This is a genomic window from Rhodococcus sp. IEGM 1372, from assembly GCF_030056835.1.
Lineage (GTDB): Bacteria > Actinomycetota > Actinomycetes > Mycobacteriales > Mycobacteriaceae > Rhodococcoides.
The window spans coordinates 16,226-38,117 of sequence record NZ_JASHKS010000010.1 but is presented as its reverse complement, the minus strand read 5'-3'; the positions used below and the strand labels follow the sequence as shown (position 1 = coordinate 38,117).

The window sequence follows — 21,892 nt, the reverse complement described above, 5'->3', positions numbered from 1 at the left end:
CCGGACCCGTCGAGCTACCCGCGGGCGATGATCAACGGGCAGTCGACGCGGTGGGCCAGTGAACGAACCGTGGATCCGAGAAGTCTGTCGCTGAAACCGTTGCGTCCGCTCGAACCGACGACCACGGCCTGGGCGCGCGGTGACACCTCGAGGATCTTCTCGACCACGTTGCCGCGCAGCACTTTCTGCTGGACCACGACGTCCGGATACTGTTCGCTCCAGCCGGACAGGCTCTCCGCCAACACGGTTCGGCCGTTCGACACGATCGCATCGGATCTGTCGGTCGCGGACGCGTCGGGCGAGGAGATCGGTTCGTCCGTGGACACGTGCACTGCAACCAATTCCGTTCCTCGGAGCGAGGCTTCGTCGAATGCCAACCGAACGGCGTTCAGGTTGTGCGGCGACCCGTCGACGCCGAGGACAACAGGGCCTCCCGACGAATGCAGCTCCACACTTTTCGGCACGATGACCACCGGGCAGTGCGCTTGAACGGCCACCGCGGTGCTCACCGAGCCGAGCAGTTCAGCGAAATAATCGCCGTTGCCGCGCGAGCCCACCACCATCATCGAGGCACTGGAGGACTGCTCCAGCATGGCCTGAATCGTCGGGCCCACAATCGATTCGCTCACGATCTCGAGACCGTCGGGGTCCTTCACCGACCGTCGCGCAACCAGCGAAGCCCAGGCCAGGACCGACTCGGCGGCTTTGTGCTCCTCGGAGCCGATGTGAGACGGCAGCGCGACGAAGCTGGTGTACAGGACCTTGACTTGATAGGCGGACACCAGCTTCACCGGTACCCCACGCAACTCGGCCGCATGAGCGGCCCACCCGACTGCGTCGAGCGACGAGCCGGAGCCGTCGACACCGACGACGATCGGAGACTGCCTCGAGGTACTCATGCGTGCGGGACGACGAGGACGGGGCAATGGGCATGCCGCAGTACGGCGGTCAGTGTTCGTCCCGGCACTCTGTCTCGCTCGTGGCCGACCACCATCAGCTGGGCCGTCTCGGAGACCGCCACGAGTTCCGATCCCGAGTCGGCCTCGGCGTACACCGACGCCACGCGAACGTCTGGGTAGTCCGCGCCGAAGGGTTCGAGCCGAACGTCCATTGCCGATTCGGGGTGTAGCCCGTCACCGGGTCTACTGAGGGCGGACGCGAGAATGGAGGAGACGGCCTGGGTGTGCACCGCCAACACGCTGGCCGACCTGATCGATGCCTCGTGAAACGCCTGAGCGACAACAACATCGGCTTGTGAAATGTCGGCATCACCCAGCGCCGCGACGACCGGTCCGCGGCGTTCGGCGTCGAAGTGCCGGACGATCGCCACGGGGTGGGGCGATGCTTCGACCACGGCTCCGACCATCGATCCGAGTACCCAGGCGGTCACTGCACTGCCGGTCGTGGTCCCCAGTACGAGCAGAGACGCAGATCCCGCTTCGGTCGACATCACCGATTCGGGACGCCCTTGTGCGACAACTGATTCCACGGCAACGGCCGGATCGATCGATGCGGCCACATGCGCTGCGCGACTCAATGCCGTGCGGGCATAGTCGCCGTCGACATCCGGAGCGCCGTAGACGGTTTCGGGCTCGGCGTGGCCGGCGATCACGTGGATCAAACGAAGCGACGTCCCCCGCCCACGTGCCTCCTGCACGGCGAATCGGACCGCATCGAGCGCGGTCTCCGATCCGTCGATACCGACCACGACGGGTCCGGCGGTGTGTGCACTGTTCATCGGGTTCCTCTCGGTGGTGCGACGATAGGTTCTGCACCTTCACCGAGAACGCTACGAGCGCACACCCACCCCACGCAGCGGCCGGAGGTCACCGAAACAGGTGACGAACGACTGCACCCGTCAGGGCAGCGGTACCGACCAGGTCACATCGGTGCCGCGTCCGGAGGAGCCGGGACCGATGTTCATCGACCCACCGCATTCGACAGCACGGGCACCGAGGTTGGACAGTCCGCTGGCGGTGGTGTCCTCTGGCATCCCGATCCCGTTGTCGGACACGACGATCTGCAACTCGTCGCCCACCGACAAGGTTACGGTCACAGTGTCGCCCTGCGCGTGATGGACGACGTTGCTGACCGTCTCACGAACGACGGCAACGGCATGATCGGCGAGCTTGGTGTCCACAACCGACAGAGGCCCGAACATCCGCACGACGGCACGGATATCGACGTTCTCGGTGAGTTCGAGTACCGCCGCATTGATGCGTTGACGCAATCGCGTGGCCGAGTGGGACGTGCTCTGCAAGTCGAAGATCGTCGTCCGGATGTCCTGCACCGTGTCCTGCAGGTCGTCGATCGTCCTGGACAGTCGCACCCGAATTTCCTCGGACTCGGTGCGCTGCAGAGTGCTCTGTAAAGCCAATCCGGCGGCGAAGATTCGCTGAATCACGTGATCGTGCAGGTCGCGGGCTATTCGGTCCCGGTCCGACAACACCTCGAGTTCGTGCATCCGGCGGCTGGAATTGGCGATCTGCATCACCAATGCAGCTTGATTGGCGAAGTTCGAGACCAGCTCGAGTTGGGAATCATCGAACGGCCCCCGCCCCTCTGTGCGGAGCACCACCAGGACGCCGCTCACGCCCTCGGCGACGCGGAAGGGTGAAATCAGTGCGGGCCCGAAAGCCGAGCCCAATTCCTTGGCACCGTACTCGAGTCGTTCCTTGCGCAACGGTGTTCGACGTCGAAATGCCGATCCCGAGCTCGAACCCTCGATCGGAATGACTGCTCCGATCATGCGATCGGATCCGAGCCCCTCGCTGACCGTGACGACCAGTTCGGTGACATCCTCGAACGGCTGGTCACCGTCCTCGGGAACCGCGATGAACGCCGCATCGGAACCGGTCAGGTGCAATGCTTTCCGCGCCACCATCTGCAGCACTTCGTCGATGTCCGTCCCGGCGAGCAGCTCGGTGCCGATGTCCCGAGTTGCTTCCATCCAGGCCTGGCGTACCCGTGAGTCCTCGTACAGTCGCGAGTTCTCGATGGCGATGCCGGCCGCGGACGCCAGCGCCTTCGTGACGACCTCGTCGTCCTCGGTGAACTGCTTGCCGTCCTTCTTCTCGGTGAGATAGAGGTTGCCGAATATCTCGTCACGAACCCGAATCGGGACGCCGAGAAAAGTTTTCATCGGCGGGTGGTTCGGCGGAAATCCCACCGACTCCGGGTGCGCCGAGAGATCCTCGAGGCGCAGCACTTTCGGCTGGTCGATCAACAGTCCGAGCACCCCGCGCCCGGTAGGGAGCGGGCCGATGGCCACTCGTGTGTCCTCGTCCATGCCGTGATTGATGAACGCACTCAACCCGTGACCGTCGCCGCGGACGCCGAGTGCGCCGTACCGAGCATCGACGAGGTCGACGGCCGATTCCACGATGGAGCGCAGTGTCACTTCCAGATCGAGGCCGGAGGTGATGACGAGCATGGCGTCGAGCAGCCCGTCGGCCTGGACTCTGGCGTCGGCGATTCGGCCTATCCGGTCCTGAACCTCGGCCAACAGTTCACCGAGTCGCAACTGCGGCAACGAGGACGAGGTCTCCGCGCGGTGGTCATCCATCCCGCGACCCCGGTTGTCCGGCCGACGGAGCGGTATCGGCAAGCTTCGACGCGTACACCGCAGCCTGGGTACGCCGCTCCATCCCGAGCTTGGCCAGCAGCCGAGAGACGTAGTTCTTCACCGTCTTCTCCGCCAGGAACATCCTGGCTGCGATCTGCCGGTTGGTGAGGCCTTCTCCCAACAGATCCAGCAGCGTGCGCTCCTGGCTGGTGAGATGGTCGATGGGTCCTGGAGTCGCAGTTCCGGCTCGCAGTTTGTCCATCAGCGCCGCTGCTGCACGGTTGTCGAGCAGCGACCGACCGGACCCGACGTCCTTGATCGCGCGGGTGAGCTCCATGCCGGTGATGTCCTTGACGACGTAACCGCTCGCGCCCGCGAGGATGGCGTCGAGCATGGCCTGATCCTCGGTGAACGAGGTCAGCATCATGGTCTTGAGGAGCGGCAGGCGATCGAGGAGTTCGCGGCACAGTTCGATGCCGTTGCCGTCGGGCAGGCGCACGTCGAGCACGGCAACGTCCGGCTGTAGGGCCGGGATTCGGGCCAGCGCCTGAGCGCAACTGCCCGCCTCACCGATGACCTCGAGGTCCGGATCGGAGTCGATCAGGTCGATCAGACCACGCCGCACGATCTCGTGATCGTCCACCAAGAACACCGTGACCACAGCGACACCCCTCACCTGCGTCCACACTGGGCGCCTCGACTTCCGAGCCTACGGGTCGCAGGTACGGCCGGCCCGACCTTTCGTCACCGAATCAATGGACCAAAGTCCTTCGTGTCGGTGTTGTTGTCCTGCCGCGCCCGAGACTGTGCGAGGCGTCTGATGGATGTTCCGACACCACGACCGAGGAGGTCGCACGATGGGTTCACTACCGACCGTCGTCGGAGTCGACGGATCAGCTGCAGCGTTGGATGCAGTGCGCTGGGCAGTTCTCGACGCACACCTACACAGCTCCGATCTGGTTCTCGTCTCGGCGATGCCACTTCCGAAGGCGCTGACGGGGGTGGGGATACTCCCCGAACCCGTTGTCGAGCAATCGAGATCGGAAATCAGAACAATTCTGGACGAGGCCAGGGCGCTGGCGTCCCGCGTGAGCGCGACGGCCGGTCCGATCGGCATCGACACCGTCTCGTCCGAGAACCCCGCCGTTGCCACGTTGCTCGACCTCTCGACCACCGCCCGCATGGTCGTCATCGCCACCCGCGGTCTCGGCGGGGCCGAGCAACGATCACTCGGGTCGATCGGTTTCGCCGTCACCACCCATGCTCGATGCCCGGTCACGGTGGTCCGTGGCTGGTCGGGCGACGGCCTGGACACGACGCATCCGGTGGTCGTCGGGGTGGACGGAACGAGAGCGAGCGCGGCGGCGGTGGCGCTGGCATTCGAGGAGGCCTCCGTGCGGTCGGCTCCGCTCACGGCAGTGCACAGCTGGTCCGACGCGGATCTGACGGTCGGACTTCCGATTCGAGGATTGGAATGGCCGGCCAATCGGCCCGCAGCGGCGGATCAACTGACCCGGATGCTCGAGCCGCACACACGTCGTCATCCCACGGTGGCGGTGCGCACCGTGGTGGTCAAGGACCGGCCGGTGCAGGCTCTACTCGATCATGCACAGGGCACACAACTTCTGGTGATCGGCAGTCACGGGCGCGGCGGCTACGGCGAGATGATGCTGGGCTCGACCAGCCGGTCGGTGCTGGCGCGTGCGCACTGCCCGGTCACCGTCGTTCCGTCGCCCGGCCGCCGCCTCGCGCGGATCACCGCAACCGCAGTGGCACTGGCAGATCCCGAGTGATCCTGCCCGCGCGCGGACTGTCGTTCGCCCACGAACGAGGGTACAAATGCCCTACGCGAGCGAAGCCCGGGACTGCAGGCTGTAGCCATGAGCGAATCCGACAGCACCCCATCCACCCCGACCACCGACACACTCCAGGTTCGCGGTGAGAAGTTGACCGAGACGGTCAAGAAGTTGCTGCACGACGGCAATATTCGGCGAATCGTGGTGAAGAACGATCAGGGGCACACCATCATCGAGATACCCGTGACTGCAGGTGTCGCGGTCGCGATCGTCGCACCCGTCCTCGTCGCAGTCGCTGCGATCGCCGCAGTGCTGGACGACTGCACCATCGAGGTCCACCGCATCGACGAACACCGTCCCGCCGCCTGAGCGCACGTCTGCTCACTCCGAACGACTCGCCGCCACAGGGGAACGAACACCATGCCTTATCCGATCGAAGTACGCGCGCTGAGCAAGAGCTACGGCGACAAGCTCGTCATCGACGACTTGTCGTTCGTTGTCGAACCCGGCACTGTCACAGGATTTCTCGGACCGAACGGGTCCGGTAAGTCCACCACGATGCGGTTGATCGTCGGATTGGATCGTCCCTACGCCGGCACTGCACTGATCGGCGGCGTCGAGTACGCCCAGTTGAACAAGCCGCTGCTCACCGTTGGAACCCTACTGGACTCCGAGGCCGTCCACCCAGGGCGATCGGCCTACAAGCATCTGCTGTATCTGGCTCGTACGCAACGCATTCCAACGTCCCGAATCATCTATGTTCTGGAGCTGGTCGGGCTTCGCGGCGTCAGCGGCGAACGTACCGGATCGTTCTCGCTCGGCATGCGGAAGCGACTCGGAATCGCTGCAGCCCTGCTGGGCGACCCGGCGGTGCTCATTCTGGACGAACCGATCAACGGGTTGGACCCGGACGGCATCTACTGGATGCGCAACCTCATGAAGAACCTGGCGGGAGAGGGACGAACCGTCTTCGTCTCCAGCCATCTGATGGGCGAGATGGCGCAGACCGCAGACCACCTCGTGGTCATCGATCACGGCAAGCTGATCGCCGAATGCACTCCCGCAGAGCTGATAGCTCGCAGCAGTCGAGCGTCGGTGCTGGTCTCGTCCTCCGATTCGACGAGTCTCGCCGCATCGATCGCAGCGGCCGGAGGTACCACCGACGTACTCGGCCACGACGGACTCACCGTCCACGATCTCTCGGCACACCGGGTCGGGGAGCTCGCCCAACAGCAGAACATCGCGATCTACCAGCTGACCCCGCAGGAGGCATCGCTGGAAGAAGCGTTCATGACACTCACCCACCTCGACGACGTCGAACACGACCGCCCCCTCGTCACTCACTCTCGCGGACAGGCGACATCATGAGTATCACCGCACCGCGCACCGCAACCAAGCCCCCCGAGCGAGAACATCATCGCGACGATGTCCTCGGACTGGTGACATCGGAGTGGACGAAGCTGATCTCACTGCGCTCGACGATCTGGTCCCTGGCCGCACTGGTGATCGTCACCATCGGCTTCACCGGATTCTTCACCTGGTTCACCGTCGCCTACTGGGACAACGTCGATCCGGTTTCCCAGCTTCAGATCGTCACAGACCCGGCACGCCAGATCCTGGGGGCAGGGTTCCAGCTCGGCCAGTTGGCGGTCTGCGTACTCGGCGTCCTGGTGGTCACGAGCGAATACTCGAGCGGCACGATCAGGGCCAGTCTGCTGGCGGTGCCCTCACGAATACCGATGTTGGCGGCCAAAACCGGTGTGTTCATGGCCGTCGTGTTCGTCATCGGCGAGATCACGGCATTCCCCACATTCTTCCTCGGTTCGGCCATCATGGACTCCAAAGCATCTGTGTCGCTGAGCGATCCCGGCGTGCTGCGAGCGGTGATCGGTGCCGGCCTGTACCTTTCGCTGCTCGGCGCCATGGCGGTCGCCGTCGGTGCCATCGTCCGACACACCGCGGGAGCTATCACGGGCATGATCGGGTTCGTTCTCGTACTGGCACCGCTCACCCAACTGATTCCCGGCACCGTGGGACGGCACATCCAGGCGTACCTGCCCTCGCAGGCCGGCAGTCTGATCGCCTCACCCCGGCAAGCTCCCTCCGACTTGCTCACTCCCTGGCAGGGTTTCGGAGTCGCAGCGCTGTGGACGGTCCTGCTGCTCGCCCTCGCGGCATATCTCCTTCGCCGACGCGATGCCTGACATCGATCTCACAACAGGGGGACAAGTCACCATGAACGAACTGGCCGAGTCTGCCGGTGGCGCAGGCCTCATCGCGTTCCATGTCCTGGCCTCGATTCCTCTGCGCAAGTGGCGCACGACGTGGGGCGCGACGCCGGCCGAGGTGAATGAAACATTGCCCGGTGACGAGAGCGTGCCACACCCGGCGTGGACGTACACCCATGCAATCGATGTCGACACGACGCCTGATCTCGTGTGGCCTTGGTTGATTCAGCTCGGACAGCAGCGGGCCGGCTTCTACAGCTACCGCGGACTGGAGAACATGGTCGGCTGCAACATCACGTCGGCGACGGAAATCGACCCTCGATTCCAGACTCTCGAGGTCGGCGACTCCGTGCTCCTGCATCCCCAATCACCACCTCTGACAGTGACACTGGTCGACGACGGCACCGCCTTCGTGCTGCTCGGTGCAGACCCCGACTCGGCCGACCGGGCGCTCTGGTCGTTTCATCTGCGCGCCCTGCCCGGTGGAAGAACTCGACTGATCGAGCGGGGACGGTATTCGCACGCTGCAACATTGAAGAGCCGCTTGGTCTTCGGACGCTACTTCGTCGAGCCCATCGGATTCGTCATGAGCAGAAAGATGCTGCGCACCATCGCCGCGCATGCTGCGACGGCGCAACACGCCTAACCTTTCGGGAACACCCCGCCCAGTCGGCGGAGATCGTCCAGAATGTCGTTGACCCGGCTCATCAGGGAGATATGTCCCTCTCCTTCGATCAGGTGGGCCTGCGCTCCTGCGACGTTGGCCGCCAACCAACGAGCGTGGGCGAACGGAACCATCGTGTCAAGACTGCCCTGCCATATCGACACCGGTGTGCTGATCTCGCTCAGGTCGAATCCCCATGGGCGCGTGTGGGTCAGGTCGTCGTCACGCCAGCCCACGATGCCTTGACGTCCGGCCGCGTTGACCGATGCGGCGAGGTACTCGGTGAGTCCCTCGGTCAGCGCGGCGCGGTCGACCGGTGGAGCCAACGCTCCCAATCCTGCCGCTACCTGGTCCGGGGTGACACCGAAGAACCCTTTTCGGATATCGAGAAACGACTCCAAGGCTTCGACGCCGGCGAACACGGCCGTGTACTCGTCGATATTCTCCTCGGCCATTCCGTCGCGGATGTCGCCGTCGTAGTCGGCGGCGGGTGCGATCCCGACACAGCAGGCGGCCGCGAGGCACCGCCCGGGCAGTATTGCTGCACAGGCCAATGCACGCGGTCCCCCACCTGACCAGCCGATCGTCAGAAATTCGCCGATGCCGAGGTGGTCGAGCACCGTTGCCGTGTCGGTGGCGTCGTCGGCAACCTGGGCCGTGGTGGCACCGTCCGGACGCGGAGTGGACGCTCCGTACCCCGGCCTCGAGTAGGAGACGACCCGCAATCCCTGTGCAGCAGCTGCCCGTTCGAGCGTCGGGAACGGTACTGCACCCTGCGGGGTGCCGTGGTGATAGACGAGTGGAAGCGCGTCGACCGGCCCTGTATCGAGTACTTCGAGGCTGCGGCCGTCCTCGGTCGGGACCAGAACTGTCATTTGTCTTCGGTGCTGCTGCCGGATGCGTCGGTCAACGTCAATCCGAGCAACTGTTGCACCGTCTCTGTGTTTCCGCGCTGACCGGCACCGTGTAGTACTACCTGCGCCGCAAGCCCACTCATCAACGGCGGTACCACGAGCAGCGTCACACTGTCGCCGTCGCGAGTGCGAACACCGAGTGTGTGGTGTGGCTGAAACCGGTAGCCGTCCAGGTGAATTCTCCGTGCGCCTACGGTGACGCGCCGGGGTGCCTTCTGCCACTCGTCGAGGCGATAGAGCACTCGATCGATCGGACCGAGCCGCCGCGACAGGGCAGCGACGAGATCGGGTGCTTCGTAGTCGAGGTCGTCACTGTACGACAGCCACGCACCGTCGACTTCACCTGTTTCCCAGTCATTCTCGTTCGGTGGAGTCAGGGTCAGACGCCGATCACTGTCGGACGGCAAGGAGCGACCGACCCGATCGTAATGGGATGCATTGTTCCTCATGACAGGCTCTTCTCTGTGGGGTGTTCCGCTGTCCACTTGCACGCTAGCGATGCGTCGACCCGGCCCGGAAGGGTACGAAGTACCCAATGGGCAGGGACCGGCGACGGACGACGGAATACCGGGTGGTGCAGATCCATTCGGCCGCTCACCGCGAACACCTTCGGCGACCGGTGAGGGTCCTAAGTCCCTGTTTCCAGGCGCTCCCGCGCGGCAGAGTCGTCGTCAGTGATCCTCACGAGCAACCACCGACAGGACCGACCGGCATGACACTCTCCCTCACATTCGCTTTCGCTGTCGCAGCACTCTGTTTGCTCGCAGTGCTGCGGTCCGGGGTTCGCACTCCCGCCTGGTCAAGAGCGCGCGCCGTTACCGGTCCCAACACGTTGGAGGAGTTGTTCGCCGCTCGGTACGCGCGTGGCGATATCGACTTCGCTCAGTACCGCAAGTCCGTGAATCTTCTGACAGCACAACTCCATTGCTGACCGAACGCCGTACCTCGAGAAAGAAGGCAGAAGGCATCATGCGCATCCTGATCGCAACGGCAAGCCGTCACGGTTCCACCCGCGAGCTCGGACAGTGGTTGGGCTCGTCGCTGACCGCGAGGCTGGCCGACACCGCTACCACAGCCACGGTCGATGTCCGCGACGCGGCCGAGGTGGACAGCATCGCCGAGTACGACGCCGTCGTACTCGGAAGCGGCGTCTACATGGGCCGCTGGCTCGGTGATGCCCGGTCGCTCGTCGCCCGTGAGCAATCCGAACTCGAGACCAGGCCGGTGTGGCTGTTCTCCAGCGGGCCCATAGGTAGCGGGACACCGCCCACTGCGAAGTCGAAGTGGAGCGAGGCGTCCTGGGCAATCGAACACAAGGTGTTCGGCGGCAAGCTCGATCGATCGACATTGTCGTTGTTCGAGCGCGCGGTGGTCCGAATGATCAACGCCGGCGACGGAGACGACAGATCACGCGCCGAGGTCGACGAGTGGGCCGGAGACATCATCGGTGTCCTCACAAAGCGGCTTTCACCCTCCACCTCCGCCGTCGACAGAGATTCATCACCCGAGAAAGGCCCATCCTCATGACCGACACCGAGCCGACCTGCCGCCCCATCGTGGTGGGAGTCGACGGATCACCTTCGTCGATCCTCGCCCTGCAACGCGCGCAGCAATTGGCCACCGCCTTGTCGACCACGGTGGAGGCAGTCGATGTCTGGCAGTACCAGCCGTACATGGACACCGGTTATGTCGTCGAGGTCGAGCCCGCGAAGAATGCCGAGACGATTCTCGCCGAGGCTACGGCTGCTGCGTTCGGCACCGACCTCCCCGCAGGCCTGAAACAAGTTGTGAGACAGGGTTCTGCGGCAAAGGTCCTGCTCGACGCCAGCCACGAGGCGGAGATGCTCGTCGTCGGCAGCCGAGGGCACGGCGGATTCGTCGGACTGCTCCTCGGATCCGTCAGCTCGCAGTGCGCAGAGCATGCACATTGCCCAGTGCTCGTGGTTCATGCGAGGGACCATCACTAGCGGGGCCGCCGTGCCCACACCGTCGCACATTGCGACGGTGGCCGTGGCATCGGCGCTGATCAGGGTTCGGGAACTCGAGCGGTCCATCGACTTCTACTGCTCGGTGTTCGAGTTCACCGTCTCCCTCCGAGAAGCGGACGCCGCACTGTTGCTGGCGCGAAACGGCTTTCAGATCTATCTGCACGCCGACCCTCAGTCTTTGCCGCGACCGGTGACAGCTCTGGGAGTCAGCGAGATCATGTGGTCGGCTCAACGCGCCGAGTCACTCAACGAGATCGGGGCTCGGCTCCGCAAGCACTACCCGTCCACGTACGCCCACACAGCCGACGGAGTCAGTTTCGTCGACGGGTGCGATCCGGACGGCAACAGGGTTCTCGTGGCCTACCCGAGCCCATTGCAGTTGCCTCGCAGCGTCATCGAGCATCGTTTCCGCTGAATCCCGGCGGTGACACTGTGGGTCAGGAACCCTGCGGCGGAAACCATCCGCGTGCGTCACGCAGGGTTCTTCGAGCCACTTCGGCTGTGGGCGTCCCGGATTGCGCTGCCAATCGGTGCAGTTCGGCACGGCCTTCCGCCGCGCTGCGCCCGCCGGCGATGAGCACTCCGATCGCCTGATTCACTTCGCTCACCGAAGCGAGCGCGTGGGCTGACCCCTCTTCGCCCGCACCGCGCAGGTGTCGATCGAGAACTGCGGAGTCGCCGCCGAGTCCGAGTGTGAAACTCACATCGGCGGCGAAGTCCACGAGAGCGCCTGCGGTGCCGGACAGAATGAGCAGATACTTCTCGGTGCCGATGCTCAGCGGGTCGGTGAGGGTGAGCCTGAGCGATGATGCCGGCTCGTGGTCGGCACTGTTCCCCGTCGATGCCGACACCTCGAAGTACTCACCGTCGACGATCACGGTGAGGGTTATCGAGACCACGGCCGATACGGCCGCGTCGATATCCGCGGACAGTCGGTCCACCAGTTGTGCCAGGTCGACGGTGGAGCTGTCGAGTGCTGTGGTCAATCGCGCCAGATCGGCGAGCAGACGAGGCTGCAATTTCATCGAGAATCCCGTGCGGCCCGACCGCCTGTTCGATTCTTCCGTGAATCCTGCCACGATGGATCTCCATCGTCCGGTGCAGGCGCGAGGCCAAAGTCGGAGTCCATGCCTCGAGTGCACCCGCATAGTCGACGCTACGCGCTTTTGTCCGGTCTATGTGCGTCGGCGACGCGCGCGTGCCACCTTCATCGCCTCGGCGACCATGGATTGGGCCACTACAGCGATCTTCTTGTGCTCGGTCTGACTGATGTCTCGAAGCTTGTCGTATCCCTCGGCATCACTGCATCCGGTTCTACTGATCAGTATGCCGATGGCCTGATCGATCACGGCTCTACTGCCCAATGCCTTTTCCAGTTGCTTGGTCAGCTGCACTGCACTGTCCAACGCACGGGCATTCTGAGCCGAAATCGCCGCGGGCACGGCGAACAACTCACCCAGTTCGGCCGCTCGATCGTCGAAGGCATTCGGCTTGTGCGCGTAGACATTCATCGCACCGAGTACCACCGACTTGGTGATCAACGGGAGCGACAACACGCTGTGCACACCCAGCCGGCCCACTCGAGGTCCGAACTCGGGCCACTGCGGATCGGCGTCGAGCGAACCCGACCGGACGGTGATGCCCTTCTTCGCTGCGGTGATGCACGGGCCCTGGCCCAGTCCGTACTGGATGTCGTCGACCACACGAACGAAATCCTCGCTCGCCACGATCGTGGCGGGAAGGTTGGGATGCAGCAACGTCAATCCCGCTCCATCGGCACCCGGGATGGCACGCACCGCGAATTCCGCGACGTGCGAGAGGGTTTCCGGTAGCGACATCGTGCTCATCGCCAACCGACCGAGCCCGGCCAGGGCGGCGGCGAAATCGTCGTCGAACTCGTCGGTGACGGGTTGCTCCGGGGCGGGGTTCTCCGCGTGCATCGCTGCTCGATTCGTAGTGAGCACACATGCTGATCGAGCACGTGTCTGCCCTTCCGAACCCTACGGCGTTTCGGACATTACGGGAACATCGACCCGAGATCGGGGCCATGCGCGCTCAGAACTCGAACACCTGACGAGCGGTGACGCGGCCACCCATGAGGTCGTCGAAGCACTCGTTCACTTCGTCGAGTTTGCGCGAGACGGCAGATACCGTGGTGCGCCCGGCCTCGTGCAATGCGAACACCTCACGCAGGTCCTTTCGGGTGCCGACGATCGAACCGAGGACGGAGATACCGCCGACCACCGTCTCGAAGATCGGAACCGGGAACACACCGTGCGCGGGCATCGACACGCACACCAGCCGTCCGCCGCGTCGCAGGGACCGGAATGCCTGATCGAACACGCTGGGGATGACGGCCAGCACGATGGCGACGTCGGCTCCGCCGAGATCTTGGATGGCCGCCACCGGATCGGTCGTCGCCGAGTTGACGGTGTGGTCTGCGCCGAGTTCACGAGCGAGTTCGAGCTTCTCGTCCTCGATGTCCACGGCGGTGACGAATCCTCCGGCGATCTTGGCGTACTGCACTGCCATGTGACCTAGTCCGCCGACGCCGAAGATGGCCACGCGCTGTGCCGGTGTGACGCCACCGACCTTGACTGCCTTGTACGTGGTGACGCCGGCGCAGGTCAGCGGAGCGGCATCGAACGAGGAGATGCCGTCGGGAACGCGGACGACATATTTCGCATGGGCCACAGCGTATTCGGCGTATGCCCCGTCGATCGAGTAGCCACTGTTCTGCTGCCTCTCGCACAGGGTCTCCCAGCCCGATACGCAATGATCGCATTCGCCGCAGGCCGAACCGAGCCACGCGATGGCGACCCGCTCGCCGATTCGATCCTTCGACACCTGTGATCCGACTGCTTCGATCACTCCGACGCCTTCGTGCCCGGGAACGAACGGCAGGGTCGGCTTGGCCGGCCAATCCCCCTGCGCAGCATGGATATCGGTATGACAGACCCCGCATGTCTCCATCTTCACCAGCACCTGCTCGGGTGCGGGTGTCGGAACAGGGATGTCTTTGACGACCAAGGGTCCGCCGAACTCGGTGACAACAGCAGCTTTCATCGTGGATTTCCTCCAACTATCGAAACCAATGCCGTTCTCGACCATCGAGCAATGCACACCGTCGATGGTCGGCGCTGCGACACTCGGCATGTAGGGCCGGAAGTCACCGCAGGTTCGGGACGTATCCCGAACCGACAGGTCGGGAGCAGAAAGGCCCGAGGAGCAGGGGCTTTCGTCCCTGGCACTGGTCGACGACCTCGGCCACACTCGGCAGCATGGATACTGCTGCACACTCCCGATCGAACACCTGCGAGCAATGAACCTGTGGCGAAGACACCCCGGGGTCCGAACCGGTGATGCACTGACCACCGGTGAGCGAGCGGCGGATTACGTCCGAAACGGAATGGGCTCATGGCCGTTCGTGTTCCTGTTCCTGGGCACCATGGCGCTGTGGGCAATGTACAACCAGAGCGACGGATTCGACCCGTACCCGTTCATTCTGCTCAACCTGTTCCTGTCGATGATCGCGGGACTACAGGGAGCGATTCTGCTGATCTCCGCGAAACGCGCGGACTCGGTGAGCAGTGAGGTTGCCGTACATACACTTTCGAACACCGCCCTGCTTCAGGACATGATCGAGGCCAATACGGTCTTGACCGAATCGGTGGCGCAGTTGGCAGCCGAGATTCACGAGCACGTCTGCCCGTCCGCTCAGCGTCTCGGTACAGGCAGATCTCAGAAGGTCACGAGCCCGGTGTCCCAGCCGTGAGACAGGCGAGTATCTCTCGGGCCCAATTGCATACGAGCACCCAGTCGCGGAAGTCTCCTGCGACTGCTCCGGAGTTTTCGAAGATCTGACGCTCCCCCACCGAAAGTTTCTCGGGATCAAGCCTTCCGGGAAATGTTCGGTGCGCGATGGCATGCAACACCGCCACTGCGTGGGCCGCGTCGGAGGTGACGTTGACCGGCCGGTCGCTCGAGTGCAGTGGTCCACAGGAGAACAGCCAGACGGGTGGATGGTCGGACCTGGACACCCTGTCGACCAGAGCCTTCGCGGCGGGAACCCAGCGATCGGAGTAGACGGCGCTGCCGATGATCACCGCGTCGTAGCCGTCCACGCGGGTCACCGATTCCGGTGCCCGTACATCGACGTCGACGCCCTCGTGCTCGAAGACTCGGCCCATTTCCTGGCCCAGACTGTGGGTCGCTCCATGCCGACCCGCGGTACAGATCAGCAACCTCATGCGTCGTCCGACAACAGATACGCGGACTTGCCCGCGGCAACCGTCATCCGCCAACCGCGGAGAGCGATGACGAGCCCCAACACACCGAACGATCCCAGCAACCAACTCGTCTCACCGGTCAGGACCGCTTGAGCGACGATCCAGACCACGAGGAGCACGCCGGCGATGTGAGCCATCGGGCCCGACCGTCCGCCGCCTGCGAAGGCAGACGCCGCAGCAAACCCCATCGGTATGCCGACGACCAACACCAGTGAGAGCGCTGTGAGCGTGACTGGCAACGTCCCCTGCACGTCAGGACTCGGATCGATTGCACCCGAGACCAATCCGATCGCGGCACCGAACGCGTTGATCGATGCACCTCCGCAGACTGCGCCGAGCCACGGCCAGCGTCGAGTGCGTTCGGTGGCCACCCGCGTTGTCGATATCATCGGTCCAGCTTGGCCGCAGCGCACCGCATGTACTAGGGCACAAGGTCCCCGCTGCCCAGGGTGATTCAGCGACCGAACAACGACCGCATGCTCGGACGCTCCGAGACGGGTGACGCTGATGCCTCACCGCAGGTGCAGCGGTCGGCCACGGACACCGTGGCCATGACGTCGTCGACATGGTTGCCGCAACCACCCCAGCCGGTCTTGTTGCAGGTGTTGCAGGTGACGGGATAACACATGATTCTCTCCTCTACGATTCGGTGAAATGTCAGGCCGGAACGTGGGCGTCGGCCCAGGCGTTGTAGCCACCCAGCAGATCCGAGACGTCCTCGAATCCCTGTGCACGGAGCAAGGATGCGGCCACACTCGAACGCCAGCCGCCTGCACAGTGCACCACGATCGGCTTACCCGTCGGAACGTGCTCGAGTCGAGTTCGCAGCTGCGCCAGGGGTATCGGTGTCGCTCCCGGGATCGTGCCGAGGTCACGTTCACCCGGATTGCGGATGTCCACCAGTGTCACTTCGTCCGCTGCGAGCATGGCGTCGAGTTGCTCGACCGTGGTGCGTGGAGCGGTCTCGACCAGTTCGGTCAGCTCCGCAGGAAAGGTTCCGTCTCGGTCCACCACCAGGTAGCCGATCGCGTTGTCCGAGCCGATTCTGGCCAACCGCAGCGCGGCTTCCTGCTCGTCCCCCGGGTACGCGATGAGAACGATGCGTCCGCCGATCTCCGCGACCATGCCGCCGGTCTCGGCGAAGCGACCGTCGAAACCCACGTTGACCGATCCCCGAAGATGGCCGGCCGCGAAGTCGTCCACACTCCGCGCGTCGAGCACTCGGGTGCCGGCGGAAAGCTCGTCTCGGACCTCCTCCGGTGTCAGCGCAGGAATAGTGCGGCTCGGTGACAGCAGCGGGTGCACCTGCTTGTTCATCGCGGCGTCGGCGGAGAAGTACGACGGCGCCGCTGGTTGACCTTCGGTGACCAGCGCAACGAAAGCATCCTCGGTCATCGGCTGCACCGACGGATTGGTCGCTCGCTGCTCGCCGATGGTGGAGGTCAACTCGGTGGACAGGTTCTTGCCACAGGACGAGCCGGCTCCGTGGGCGGGCATGACGACGACCTCGTCGGGCAGCGTCAGCAGTGTGTTGTGCACCGTCCGATACATCGCTCTGGCAAGGTCGGTGGTGGACCCGTCCCCGAGATTGACGAGATCGGGTCGCCCGACATCGCCGATGAACAGGGAGTCTCCGGTGAGCACGGCGGTAGGGGTGGCCCCGGGATGCTCGCGAACCAAGACCGAGATCGACTCCCAGGTATGACCCGGAGTGGACAAGATCTCGAGTTCGACCTCGCCGAGGGACAGACGTTCCCCGTTGCGCAGTCTCCGAATAGGGTAGTCGGTCTCGGCCGATTCACCGAAGCCGATCCACGCGCCGGTCGCGTCGACCAATTCGAGGTGACCCGAGACGAAGTCTGCGTGAAAGTGGGTGTTGACGACGCCCTCGATCGTGAGGCCGTATTTCGCCGCATCGTCCAGGTATTCAGCGATGTCGCGACGAGGATCGACGACGATCGCGCGTCCGGTGCTCTCGTCACCGATCAGATACGAAGCGTGGGAAAGGCATTCGAGGTAGTACTGCTCGAGGATCATGATTTCCTCCATCTGGCTGTCTCCGGGCGAATTTCGCGGGGCGGTAGACACAGTGTGCAATACCCCCTAGGGTATGTCAAGTACCCCCTTGGGGTATAAAGAGAACAGCAACCATGGGAGTGAACACACGATGACGTTGGCGCTGGCGCTCGGATTCGGTGCGGTGATCGGAATTCTGCTCGGCCTACTCGGTGGAGGCGGATCGATTCTTGCGGTCCCGGTGTTGGTGTTCGCCCTCGGCCTCAGCGTGGAGGAAGCGATCCCTGTCTCGCTGATCGTCGTCGGTACCGCCTCCGCAGTAGGAGTGATACCGAAGCTGCGGGCCCACCGAGTCGAATGGCGGCTGGCGGCCGTGTTCGCTGCGACCGGCATTCCCGCGACGTTCGCCGGCAGTGCACTCGGCCGGTTGCTTCCGGACAGGGTCCTGCTGCTCGGCTTCGCCGCCGTGATGATTGCCGCAGGAGCGCGGATGCTCGCCGAGCGGGGAGATATCGGAACAGCCTGCAAGACATCGACATCGGGCATCAACTGGAGACGCTGCGCACCACGTTCGATTCCGGCCGGCCTTGCCGTCGGATTCATGACCGGGCTGTTCGGCGTCGGAGGCGGCTTCCTGATCATTCCGGTACTGGTGCTGATGCTCGGCATAGAGATGTCGGTCGCTGTCGGAACCTCGCTGGTCATCATCGTCGCGAACTCCGTCGCGGGTCTGTTCTCGCACCTGAGTGGTACGACCATCGACTGGTCGATCACCCTCGCCTTCGCAGGCACCGCGATCGTCGGCTCCCTCGTGGCCGCGCACTTCGGAAGTCGAGTCGATACCGCACGGCTACAACGTTTGTTCGCCTACCTCGTGTTCGCCGTGGCCGGATACGTCGTCGTCGACGCGGTCTTTCTGAGCTGATTCGACCTCGCCCGGCCCCTGATCGAGCCGGAACGGCGGGTACTCGTCAGTCATCAGAGCCGCATAGGCCGCGACGCGAAACACCCACCGGTTGATGCCGAGCACCAGGTCGAACAGGCCTCGCGGATAGCGCCCGGCGAACAGAAGCGAGAAACCGGCGATGAGGACGAGCACGCCGAGAACGGATCCGAAGATGTACGGCTGGCCCGTAGCCCCTGCGTCCCCGCCGTTGCCCGCTATGCGGAAGCCCGCGTACCAGCCTCCCGCCAGCAGGGAGAGCACCAGGTAATGCGGGATCGCCAGTAGCCACCACTTCACCAAAACTTTTCCGCGCGATAGCTTTTCGGGGTAGTCCACCACGAGGTCGGCGGGATGGTCCGTGCGGTGCAGCGTGAACGGCGGGAAGCGGTCGGTCCCCAACGCCGAGTACGAGTAGAACTGCACGCGCCACACCCAGCGGAGAACTCCCACATTGAAGTCGAACAAACCACGCGGGTACTTCCCGGTGAACAGGATCGCCAACCCCGCGACGAAGGTCGTGACGAAGAAGCCTGCCAGGAGAAAGACCAACACGATGTAGTGCGGCACTGCCAGAATCCATTTCACGAGCCACAGCCCCCGGGACAGTGACTCCGGGCGTGTGCCTGTGAGCACCACCGGATATCGAGACTGTTCGGTAGCGCTGAGCAGGGCGTCCGGTTCGTCGAGCGGCTTCGATACCGCCGCGGTCTCGGAAGCCGCCCGCCTGCCGAGCCCGGACGCACCGAAGACGATCGCCCCGACACCGAGCACCAAAAGGATCGCCGACGCTGCGAGCACGGAAGCAGCCACCGGTCCGAGTGACTGCACTCGAACGCCTGCCCTCACGTCCACGTCGACGCCGGCGCTCCCGTCGGCGTTCATGACGACCATCGTCCACGAGCCGCCCTGCGGCTTCCACTCCAGTTCTGTTGTCCCCGTGCTACTTGCGCGGGCGGACCACCACGGCTGATCCAGCGGCGAAGCAGCGGTGTCACTTCCAGCGACGTTGTCGTATCCAGCCCGAAAGGGAGAGAACTCGACATCGGTCACCACGGTGTGCGCCACACCGCGCAGGTAGTCACGAACATCTTCGGTGGGCGCGATCCCGATCAGCACCTCGCGCGCGGGGTCGGACGAGGTGACTCGGACCGAGACCGAAATTCTGTCCGACACCTGCGGGTCGATCGCATCGACAAGGGAGACATCCTCGGACACGAGTGCGCTCGAGGCCGTCGTCAACGGTGCGGTCGGCAAACTGATTCGCCCCTCGTCGTCCTGCGCGACGTAACCGAAGAACAGAAGTACACCGACGCCGAGCACAGCGAATGCGACGAGTGAGACCACACATCCGATGACGAGTGCGAAAACTCTGTTCGTTCCCATGACGGGCCCTTCGGTCGGTACAGCTCGTGTGGTGGTGGCATCGGGCAGCGTGGACAACGCTACGAGGCGGCATCACAGGACAGAGGGGCCTTCGGTAACGAGCTCGTCGACAAAAGGCCCTACATCGCACAAGCCGCGGCGGGAACGCTCAGGGGAGGAGCACTCCATCTCCATGAGCGCGAGGTAGCCGATCTTCATGACCATCACCGACGCACCACCGACCACCCAATTGCTGAACGACGAATTGACGTCGATCGCCGCGATGCTCGCCGCGAGGTTCCCCGATCTGACGCGCGCAGTCGTCGACGACGCAGTCCGCACCACCTACGACCGCCTGTACGCGACCGCGCGCGTCCACGGCCACCTGTTCCCACTGACGTCCAATCGTGCCCGTGTCGAACTCGAGCGCCTGCACGCGGAACGAGCAATCGACGACGACCTGAAGACCGTCTCGGCGGAGATACGCCGCACCCTGCCGCCCATGGCAGGCCGGTCATGGTGAGCGCAGAGCCGCGACACCAACCCACGGACAACCCGGTCGCTCCCGGCTTCTGGGCGAAGACCGGCTGGGGTGACATCGTCGTCGCGCTCGACGGCACCGTGAAGTCCCGCGACGCCCTGACCTGGGCCGCGGGCCTGGCCTCTGTCACCGGCGCGCGCATTCGGCTGGTGCACGCACTCACCTCCCGCGAATCGGCCCGGTCGTTGGAGCGACTGCACGGTCGACGCCTTCTTCGATCGGCTCGCCGTGAACTCTTCGGTCTCGATCCCCGCATCGCAATCGATTCGATTCTGACGGACGATCCCATCGCCTCCGTTCTCGGCGCGCTCTCGCACACTGCTGATCTGATCGTCATCGGAGGTCGTGAATCGGGCCCGATCCGAGATGTCCTGTTCGGCCGCAACGCAACTCGCATCGTCGAAGAATCGACGTGTCCGGTCCTGGTGTGGCGTCCCCAGCACGCGGATCTCACGCCGACCTCTCCGGTTGTCGTCGGCGTCGATCACTCCGACTCCTGCACCCGAGCGATCGAGGCGGCCTTCTGGTTCGCCGATGCACTCGAGGTGCCACTCACCGCGCTGCACGTCGGATCGCCCCACCGTCGGCCTGTCGCGAACGATGCCGAGCTGGAACAGATCCGAGCACTCGAATGGCTGGGTGGACGCCTCGACGCTGCCAAGTCCATGCATCCCACAGTCGACGTGCATCTGCATCTGCTCGACGCGTCCGCGGAGCACGAGCTTCGACTCGCATCGGCCACCGCACACCTCCTCGTGGTCGGCAGCCGCGGGCACGGGCCATGGACTGGTCCGTTCACCGGGTCGGTCGGCCAGTCGCTGGTGCATGCATCGGGCTGCCCGATTCTCGTGGTGCGTTGAGTCCTCGAACTGCCGACAGCCCCCCGCTCATCGGGACCTTGTGCCCTTCCGGATCCACTGCTCGACGCCGGAGACTCGTAGGAGACGAATGCACTTCGGGTGGGAGTAGGTGACGGTCATGATCTCGGAACTCGCGCACCGCTGGTGGCGACACAGTCCGTGGATCTCCAATCCACTGATGCGGCTGCCGGACAGGATCGAACGAGCGGCTTTCGCCGTCGGGATCGCGGTGCTTCTACTGCTGGTTCCTGTGGCAGCGACGATCGGTTCGGTGACGTACAGCGACCTGTCGTTGCGGGCGCAACAGCAACGCGCAGAATACGTTCGAGTCGATGCCCGAGTGATCGACTCCGTCAGGACCGAGAGGTCCGAGACGGACGGTGCCGTGCCCGCCAGCGGTACCGCGACTGTGCAGTGGAGCGCGCCGGACGGCTCCATCCGGTCGGGATCGGCCCAGGTGCCGTCCGCTGTGCAGATCGGTGAGACGACTCCGATCTGGCGCGACGCGGACGGAAACCGCGTACGCGCTCCCGAGACCGCCGCCGGTGCCGTCGTCAACGGAACTGCCACGGCCGTGTTCGTGTGGTTCCTCGGTGCAGTCGTCGTCGGTGGTCTCGTCTATCTCACCACCAGGGCCGGCGAACGTTCACGAATGCGGCAGTGGGACAGGGACTGGCAACACTTTCTACAGGACCGCGACCATCCTTCGCGGTAGTGCCGTCG

The 21,892-nt window shown here is 64.3% G+C and carries 27 protein-coding genes; 13 read left to right on the top strand and 14 right to left on the bottom strand.

The genetic code is table 11. The features are described 5' to 3' along the window. Window positions 1-14: 14 nt before the first annotated feature. The 4 genes from QM590_RS11640 to QM590_RS11625 all read right to left on the bottom strand — a co-directional run bounded on the left by QM590_RS11640 (window position 15) and on the right by QM590_RS11625 (window position 4,226). Window positions 15-899, bottom strand: coding sequence for a universal stress protein (locus tag QM590_RS11640; RefSeq protein WP_269595012.1), 885 nt, complete (start codon window positions 897-899; stop codon window positions 15-17). Next, window positions 896-1,738, bottom strand: a complete 843-nt coding sequence (locus QM590_RS11635) for a universal stress protein (RefSeq protein WP_269595013.1) — start codon at window positions 1,736-1,738, stop codon at window positions 896-898. Before QM590_RS11635 ends, QM590_RS11640 begins: the two co-directional genes overlap by 4 nt. Window positions 1,739-1,858: 120 nt before the next feature. Continuing rightward, a complete protein-coding gene (locus QM590_RS11630) occupies window positions 1,859-3,565 on the bottom strand; it encodes a sensor histidine kinase (protein WP_068055650.1) in 1,707 nt (568 codons plus the stop codon). Further along, complete coding sequence (locus QM590_RS11625; RefSeq protein WP_068055658.1) at window positions 3,558-4,226, bottom strand: response regulator; 669 nt, start codon at window positions 4,224-4,226, stop codon at window positions 3,558-3,560. Before QM590_RS11625 ends, QM590_RS11630 begins: the two co-directional genes overlap by 8 nt. A gap of 196 nt (window positions 4,227-4,422) precedes the next feature. Here QM590_RS11625 and QM590_RS11620 point away from each other — a divergent pair, with 196 nt between their 5' ends. The 5 genes from QM590_RS11620 to QM590_RS11600 all read left to right on the top strand — a co-directional run bounded on the left by QM590_RS11620 (window position 4,423) and on the right by QM590_RS11600 (window position 8,235). Then, on the top strand, window positions 4,423-5,358 hold the full coding sequence (locus QM590_RS11620; RefSeq protein WP_269595014.1) for a universal stress protein: 936 nt from the start codon (window positions 4,423-4,425) through the stop codon (window positions 5,356-5,358). An 87-nt stretch (window positions 5,359-5,445) separates the two neighbouring features. Next, window positions 5,446-5,730, top strand: a complete 285-nt coding sequence (locus QM590_RS11615) for a DUF4342 domain-containing protein (RefSeq protein WP_269595015.1) — start codon at window positions 5,446-5,448, stop codon at window positions 5,728-5,730. Window positions 5,731-5,781: 51 nt separating this feature from the next. Next, window positions 5,782-6,729, top strand: coding sequence for an ABC transporter ATP-binding protein (locus QM590_RS11610; protein WP_269595016.1), 948 nt, complete (start codon window positions 5,782-5,784; stop codon window positions 6,727-6,729). Continuing rightward, on the top strand, window positions 6,726-7,565 hold the full coding sequence (locus QM590_RS11605; protein ID WP_068055020.1) for an ABC transporter permease subunit: 840 nt from the start codon (window positions 6,726-6,728) through the stop codon (window positions 7,563-7,565). Before QM590_RS11610 ends, QM590_RS11605 begins: the two co-directional genes overlap by 4 nt. A gap of 31 nt (window positions 7,566-7,596) precedes the next feature. Beyond that, window positions 7,597-8,235: a hypothetical protein gene (locus QM590_RS11600; RefSeq protein ID WP_269595017.1), complete on the top strand. Its 639-nt coding sequence runs from the start codon at window positions 7,597-7,599 to the stop codon at window positions 8,233-8,235. Here the strand turns inward: QM590_RS11600 and QM590_RS11595 are convergent. Further along, a complete protein-coding gene (locus QM590_RS11595; protein ID WP_269595018.1) occupies window positions 8,232-9,128 on the bottom strand; it encodes an alpha/beta fold hydrolase in 897 nt (298 codons plus the stop codon). The genes QM590_RS11600 and QM590_RS11595 overlap by 4 nt on opposite strands. After that, window positions 9,125-9,616, bottom strand: coding sequence for a DUF5994 family protein (locus QM590_RS11590; protein WP_269595019.1), 492 nt, complete (start codon window positions 9,614-9,616; stop codon window positions 9,125-9,127). Before QM590_RS11590 ends, QM590_RS11595 begins: the two co-directional genes overlap by 4 nt. Before the next feature lie 520 nt (window positions 9,617-10,136). Here QM590_RS11590 and QM590_RS11585 point away from each other — a divergent pair. The 3 genes from QM590_RS11585 to QM590_RS11575 are packed head-to-tail and all read left to right on the top strand — an operon-like array spanning window position 10,137 to window position 11,570. After that, window positions 10,137-10,694 (top strand): flavodoxin domain-containing protein, encoded by a 558-nt coding sequence (locus tag QM590_RS11585; protein WP_269595020.1) that lies wholly within the window; start codon window positions 10,137-10,139, stop codon window positions 10,692-10,694. Next, window positions 10,691-11,134: a universal stress protein gene (locus QM590_RS11580; RefSeq protein WP_269595021.1), complete on the top strand. Its 444-nt coding sequence runs from the start codon at window positions 10,691-10,693 to the stop codon at window positions 11,132-11,134. The genes QM590_RS11585 and QM590_RS11580 overlap by 4 nt, the downstream gene beginning before the upstream one ends. 10 nt (window positions 11,135-11,144) lie before the next feature. Continuing rightward, the gene (locus QM590_RS11575; protein WP_269595022.1) at window positions 11,145-11,570 is read left to right on the top strand and encodes a VOC family protein; all 426 of its coding nucleotides are present in this window, start codon (window positions 11,145-11,147) and stop codon (window positions 11,568-11,570) included. 22 nt (window positions 11,571-11,592) lie between these two features. Here the strand turns inward: QM590_RS11575 and QM590_RS11570 are convergent, their stop codons facing one another. From QM590_RS11570 to adhP, 3 genes are all read right to left on the bottom strand, one after another. Beyond that, a complete protein-coding gene (locus QM590_RS11570) occupies window positions 11,593-12,234 on the bottom strand; it encodes a hypothetical protein (RefSeq protein WP_269595023.1) in 642 nt (213 codons plus the stop codon). A gap of 96 nt (window positions 12,235-12,330) precedes the next feature. Continuing rightward, the gene (locus QM590_RS11565) at window positions 12,331-13,095 is read right to left on the bottom strand and encodes a GAF and ANTAR domain-containing protein (RefSeq protein ID WP_269595024.1); all 765 of its coding nucleotides are present in this window, start codon (window positions 13,093-13,095) and stop codon (window positions 12,331-12,333) included. Window positions 13,096-13,210: 115 nt separating this feature from the next. Then, window positions 13,211-14,221, bottom strand: a complete 1,011-nt coding sequence (adhP, locus tag QM590_RS11560) for an alcohol dehydrogenase AdhP (RefSeq protein ID WP_269595025.1) — start codon at window positions 14,219-14,221, stop codon at window positions 13,211-13,213. 256 nt (window positions 14,222-14,477) lie between these two features. Here adhP and QM590_RS11555 point away from each other — a divergent pair, with 256 nt between their 5' ends. Continuing rightward, window positions 14,478-14,930, top strand: a complete 453-nt coding sequence (locus QM590_RS11555; RefSeq protein ID WP_269595026.1) for a DUF1003 domain-containing protein — start codon at window positions 14,478-14,480, stop codon at window positions 14,928-14,930. On the opposite strand, the gene QM590_RS11550 is transcribed toward QM590_RS11555, so the two are convergent. The 4 genes from QM590_RS11550 to QM590_RS11535 form a co-directional block, all read right to left on the bottom strand. Next, complete coding sequence (locus QM590_RS11550) at window positions 14,905-15,405, bottom strand: flavodoxin domain-containing protein (RefSeq protein WP_269595027.1); 501 nt, start codon at window positions 15,403-15,405, stop codon at window positions 14,905-14,907. The genes QM590_RS11555 and QM590_RS11550 overlap by 26 nt on opposite strands. Then, window positions 15,402-15,833 carry a hypothetical protein gene (locus QM590_RS11545; RefSeq protein ID WP_269595028.1) on the bottom strand — a complete coding sequence of 144 codons (432 nt, stop codon included), beginning with the start codon at window positions 15,831-15,833 and terminating at the stop codon, window positions 15,402-15,404. Before QM590_RS11545 ends, QM590_RS11550 begins: the two co-directional genes overlap by 4 nt. A gap of 65 nt (window positions 15,834-15,898) precedes the next feature. Then, window positions 15,899-16,072 (bottom strand): DUF8730 family Cys-rich protein, encoded by a 174-nt coding sequence (locus QM590_RS11540; RefSeq protein WP_188078790.1) that lies wholly within the window; start codon window positions 16,070-16,072, stop codon window positions 15,899-15,901. 29 nt (window positions 16,073-16,101) lie between these two features. Next, window positions 16,102-17,481, bottom strand: a complete 1,380-nt coding sequence (locus QM590_RS11535) for an MBL fold metallo-hydrolase (RefSeq protein ID WP_269595029.1) — start codon at window positions 17,479-17,481, stop codon at window positions 16,102-16,104. A gap of 130 nt (window positions 17,482-17,611) precedes the next feature. Here QM590_RS11535 and QM590_RS11530 point away from each other — a divergent pair, with 130 nt between their 5' ends. Beyond that, the gene (locus QM590_RS11530; protein ID WP_269595030.1) at window positions 17,612-18,385 is read left to right on the top strand and encodes a sulfite exporter TauE/SafE family protein; all 774 of its coding nucleotides are present in this window, start codon (window positions 17,612-17,614) and stop codon (window positions 18,383-18,385) included. Here the strand turns inward: QM590_RS11530 and QM590_RS11525 are convergent. Next, complete coding sequence (locus QM590_RS11525; RefSeq protein WP_269595031.1) at window positions 18,311-19,789, bottom strand: DUF4389 domain-containing protein; 1,479 nt, start codon at window positions 19,787-19,789, stop codon at window positions 18,311-18,313. The genes QM590_RS11530 and QM590_RS11525 overlap by 75 nt on opposite strands. A gap of 196 nt (window positions 19,790-19,985) precedes the next feature. On the opposite strand from QM590_RS11525, the gene QM590_RS11520 reads away from it, so the two are divergent. The 3 genes from QM590_RS11520 (at window position 19,986) to QM590_RS11510 (ending at window position 21,884) form a co-directional block, all read left to right on the top strand. Next, window positions 19,986-20,291 carry a three-helix bundle dimerization domain-containing protein gene (locus tag QM590_RS11520; RefSeq protein WP_269595032.1) on the top strand — a complete coding sequence of 102 codons (306 nt, stop codon included), beginning with the start codon at window positions 19,986-19,988 and terminating at the stop codon, window positions 20,289-20,291. Continuing rightward, window positions 20,285-21,169, top strand: coding sequence for a universal stress protein (locus QM590_RS11515; protein ID WP_269595033.1), 885 nt, complete (start codon window positions 20,285-20,287; stop codon window positions 21,167-21,169). The genes QM590_RS11520 and QM590_RS11515 overlap by 7 nt, the downstream gene beginning before the upstream one ends. Window positions 21,170-21,287: 118 nt before the next feature. Continuing rightward, a complete protein-coding gene (locus tag QM590_RS11510) occupies window positions 21,288-21,884 on the top strand; it encodes an Rv1733c family protein (RefSeq protein ID WP_269595034.1) in 597 nt (198 codons plus the stop codon). The last annotated feature ends 8 nt before the right edge of the window (window positions 21,885-21,892 follow it).

What these genes read in the sequence shown, in the direction of transcription:
- QM590_RS11640 (WP_269595012.1), bottom strand. Translation starts at nt 899, where the DNA reads ATGAGTACCTCGAGGCAGTCTCCGATCGTCGTCGGTGTCGACGGCTCC.
- QM590_RS11635 (WP_269595013.1), bottom strand. Translation starts at nt 1,738, where the DNA reads ATGAACAGTGCACACACCGCCGGACCCGTCGTGGTCGGTATCGACGGA.
- QM590_RS11630 (WP_068055650.1), bottom strand. Translation starts at nt 3,565, where the DNA reads ATGGATGACCACCGCGCGGAGACCTCGTCCTCGTTGCCGCAGTTGCGA.
- QM590_RS11620 (WP_269595014.1), top strand. Translation starts at nt 4,423, where the DNA reads ATGGGTTCACTACCGACCGTCGTCGGAGTCGACGGATCAGCTGCAGCG.
- QM590_RS11615 (WP_269595015.1), top strand. Translation starts at nt 5,446, where the DNA reads ATGAGCGAATCCGACAGCACCCCATCCACCCCGACCACCGACACACTC.
- QM590_RS11610 (WP_269595016.1), top strand. Translation starts at nt 5,782, where the DNA reads ATGCCTTATCCGATCGAAGTACGCGCGCTGAGCAAGAGCTACGGCGAC.
- QM590_RS11605 (WP_068055020.1), top strand. Translation starts at nt 6,726, where the DNA reads ATGAGTATCACCGCACCGCGCACCGCAACCAAGCCCCCCGAGCGAGAA.
- QM590_RS11600 (WP_269595017.1), top strand. Translation starts at nt 7,597, where the DNA reads ATGAACGAACTGGCCGAGTCTGCCGGTGGCGCAGGCCTCATCGCGTTC.
- QM590_RS11595 (WP_269595018.1), bottom strand. Translation starts at nt 9,128, where the DNA reads ATGACAGTTCTGGTCCCGACCGAGGACGGCCGCAGCCTCGAAGTACTC.
- QM590_RS11590 (WP_269595019.1), bottom strand. Translation starts at nt 9,616, where the DNA reads ATGAGGAACAATGCATCCCATTACGATCGGGTCGGTCGCTCCTTGCCG.
- QM590_RS11585 (WP_269595020.1), top strand. Translation starts at nt 10,137, where the DNA reads ATGCGCATCCTGATCGCAACGGCAAGCCGTCACGGTTCCACCCGCGAG.
- QM590_RS11580 (WP_269595021.1), top strand. Translation starts at nt 10,691, where the DNA reads ATGACCGACACCGAGCCGACCTGCCGCCCCATCGTGGTGGGAGTCGAC.
- QM590_RS11565 (WP_269595024.1), bottom strand. Translation starts at nt 13,095, where the DNA reads ATGCACGCGGAGAACCCCGCCCCGGAGCAACCCGTCACCGACGAGTTC.
- adhP (WP_269595025.1), bottom strand. Translation starts at nt 14,221, where the DNA reads ATGAAAGCTGCTGTTGTCACCGAGTTCGGCGGACCCTTGGTCGTCAAA.
- QM590_RS11555 (WP_269595026.1), top strand. Translation starts at nt 14,478, where the DNA reads ATGAACCTGTGGCGAAGACACCCCGGGGTCCGAACCGGTGATGCACTG.
- QM590_RS11550 (WP_269595027.1), bottom strand. Translation starts at nt 15,405, where the DNA reads ATGAGGTTGCTGATCTGTACCGCGGGTCGGCATGGAGCGACCCACAGT.
- QM590_RS11545 (WP_269595028.1), bottom strand. Translation starts at nt 15,833, where the DNA reads ATGATATCGACAACGCGGGTGGCCACCGAACGCACTCGACGCTGGCCG.
- QM590_RS11540 (WP_188078790.1), bottom strand. Translation starts at nt 16,072, where the DNA reads ATGTGTTATCCCGTCACCTGCAACACCTGCAACAAGACCGGCTGGGGT.
- QM590_RS11535 (WP_269595029.1), bottom strand. Translation starts at nt 17,481, where the DNA reads ATGATCCTCGAGCAGTACTACCTCGAATGCCTTTCCCACGCTTCGTAT.
- QM590_RS11530 (WP_269595030.1), top strand. Translation starts at nt 17,612, where the DNA reads ATGACGTTGGCGCTGGCGCTCGGATTCGGTGCGGTGATCGGAATTCTG.
- QM590_RS11525 (WP_269595031.1), bottom strand. Translation starts at nt 19,789, where the DNA reads ATGGGAACGAACAGAGTTTTCGCACTCGTCATCGGATGTGTGGTCTCA.
- QM590_RS11520 (WP_269595032.1), top strand. Translation starts at nt 19,986, where the DNA reads ATGACCATCACCGACGCACCACCGACCACCCAATTGCTGAACGACGAA.
- QM590_RS11515 (WP_269595033.1), top strand. Translation starts at nt 20,285, where the DNA reads ATGGTGAGCGCAGAGCCGCGACACCAACCCACGGACAACCCGGTCGCT.
- QM590_RS11510 (WP_269595034.1), top strand. Translation starts at nt 21,288, where the DNA reads ATGATCTCGGAACTCGCGCACCGCTGGTGGCGACACAGTCCGTGGATC.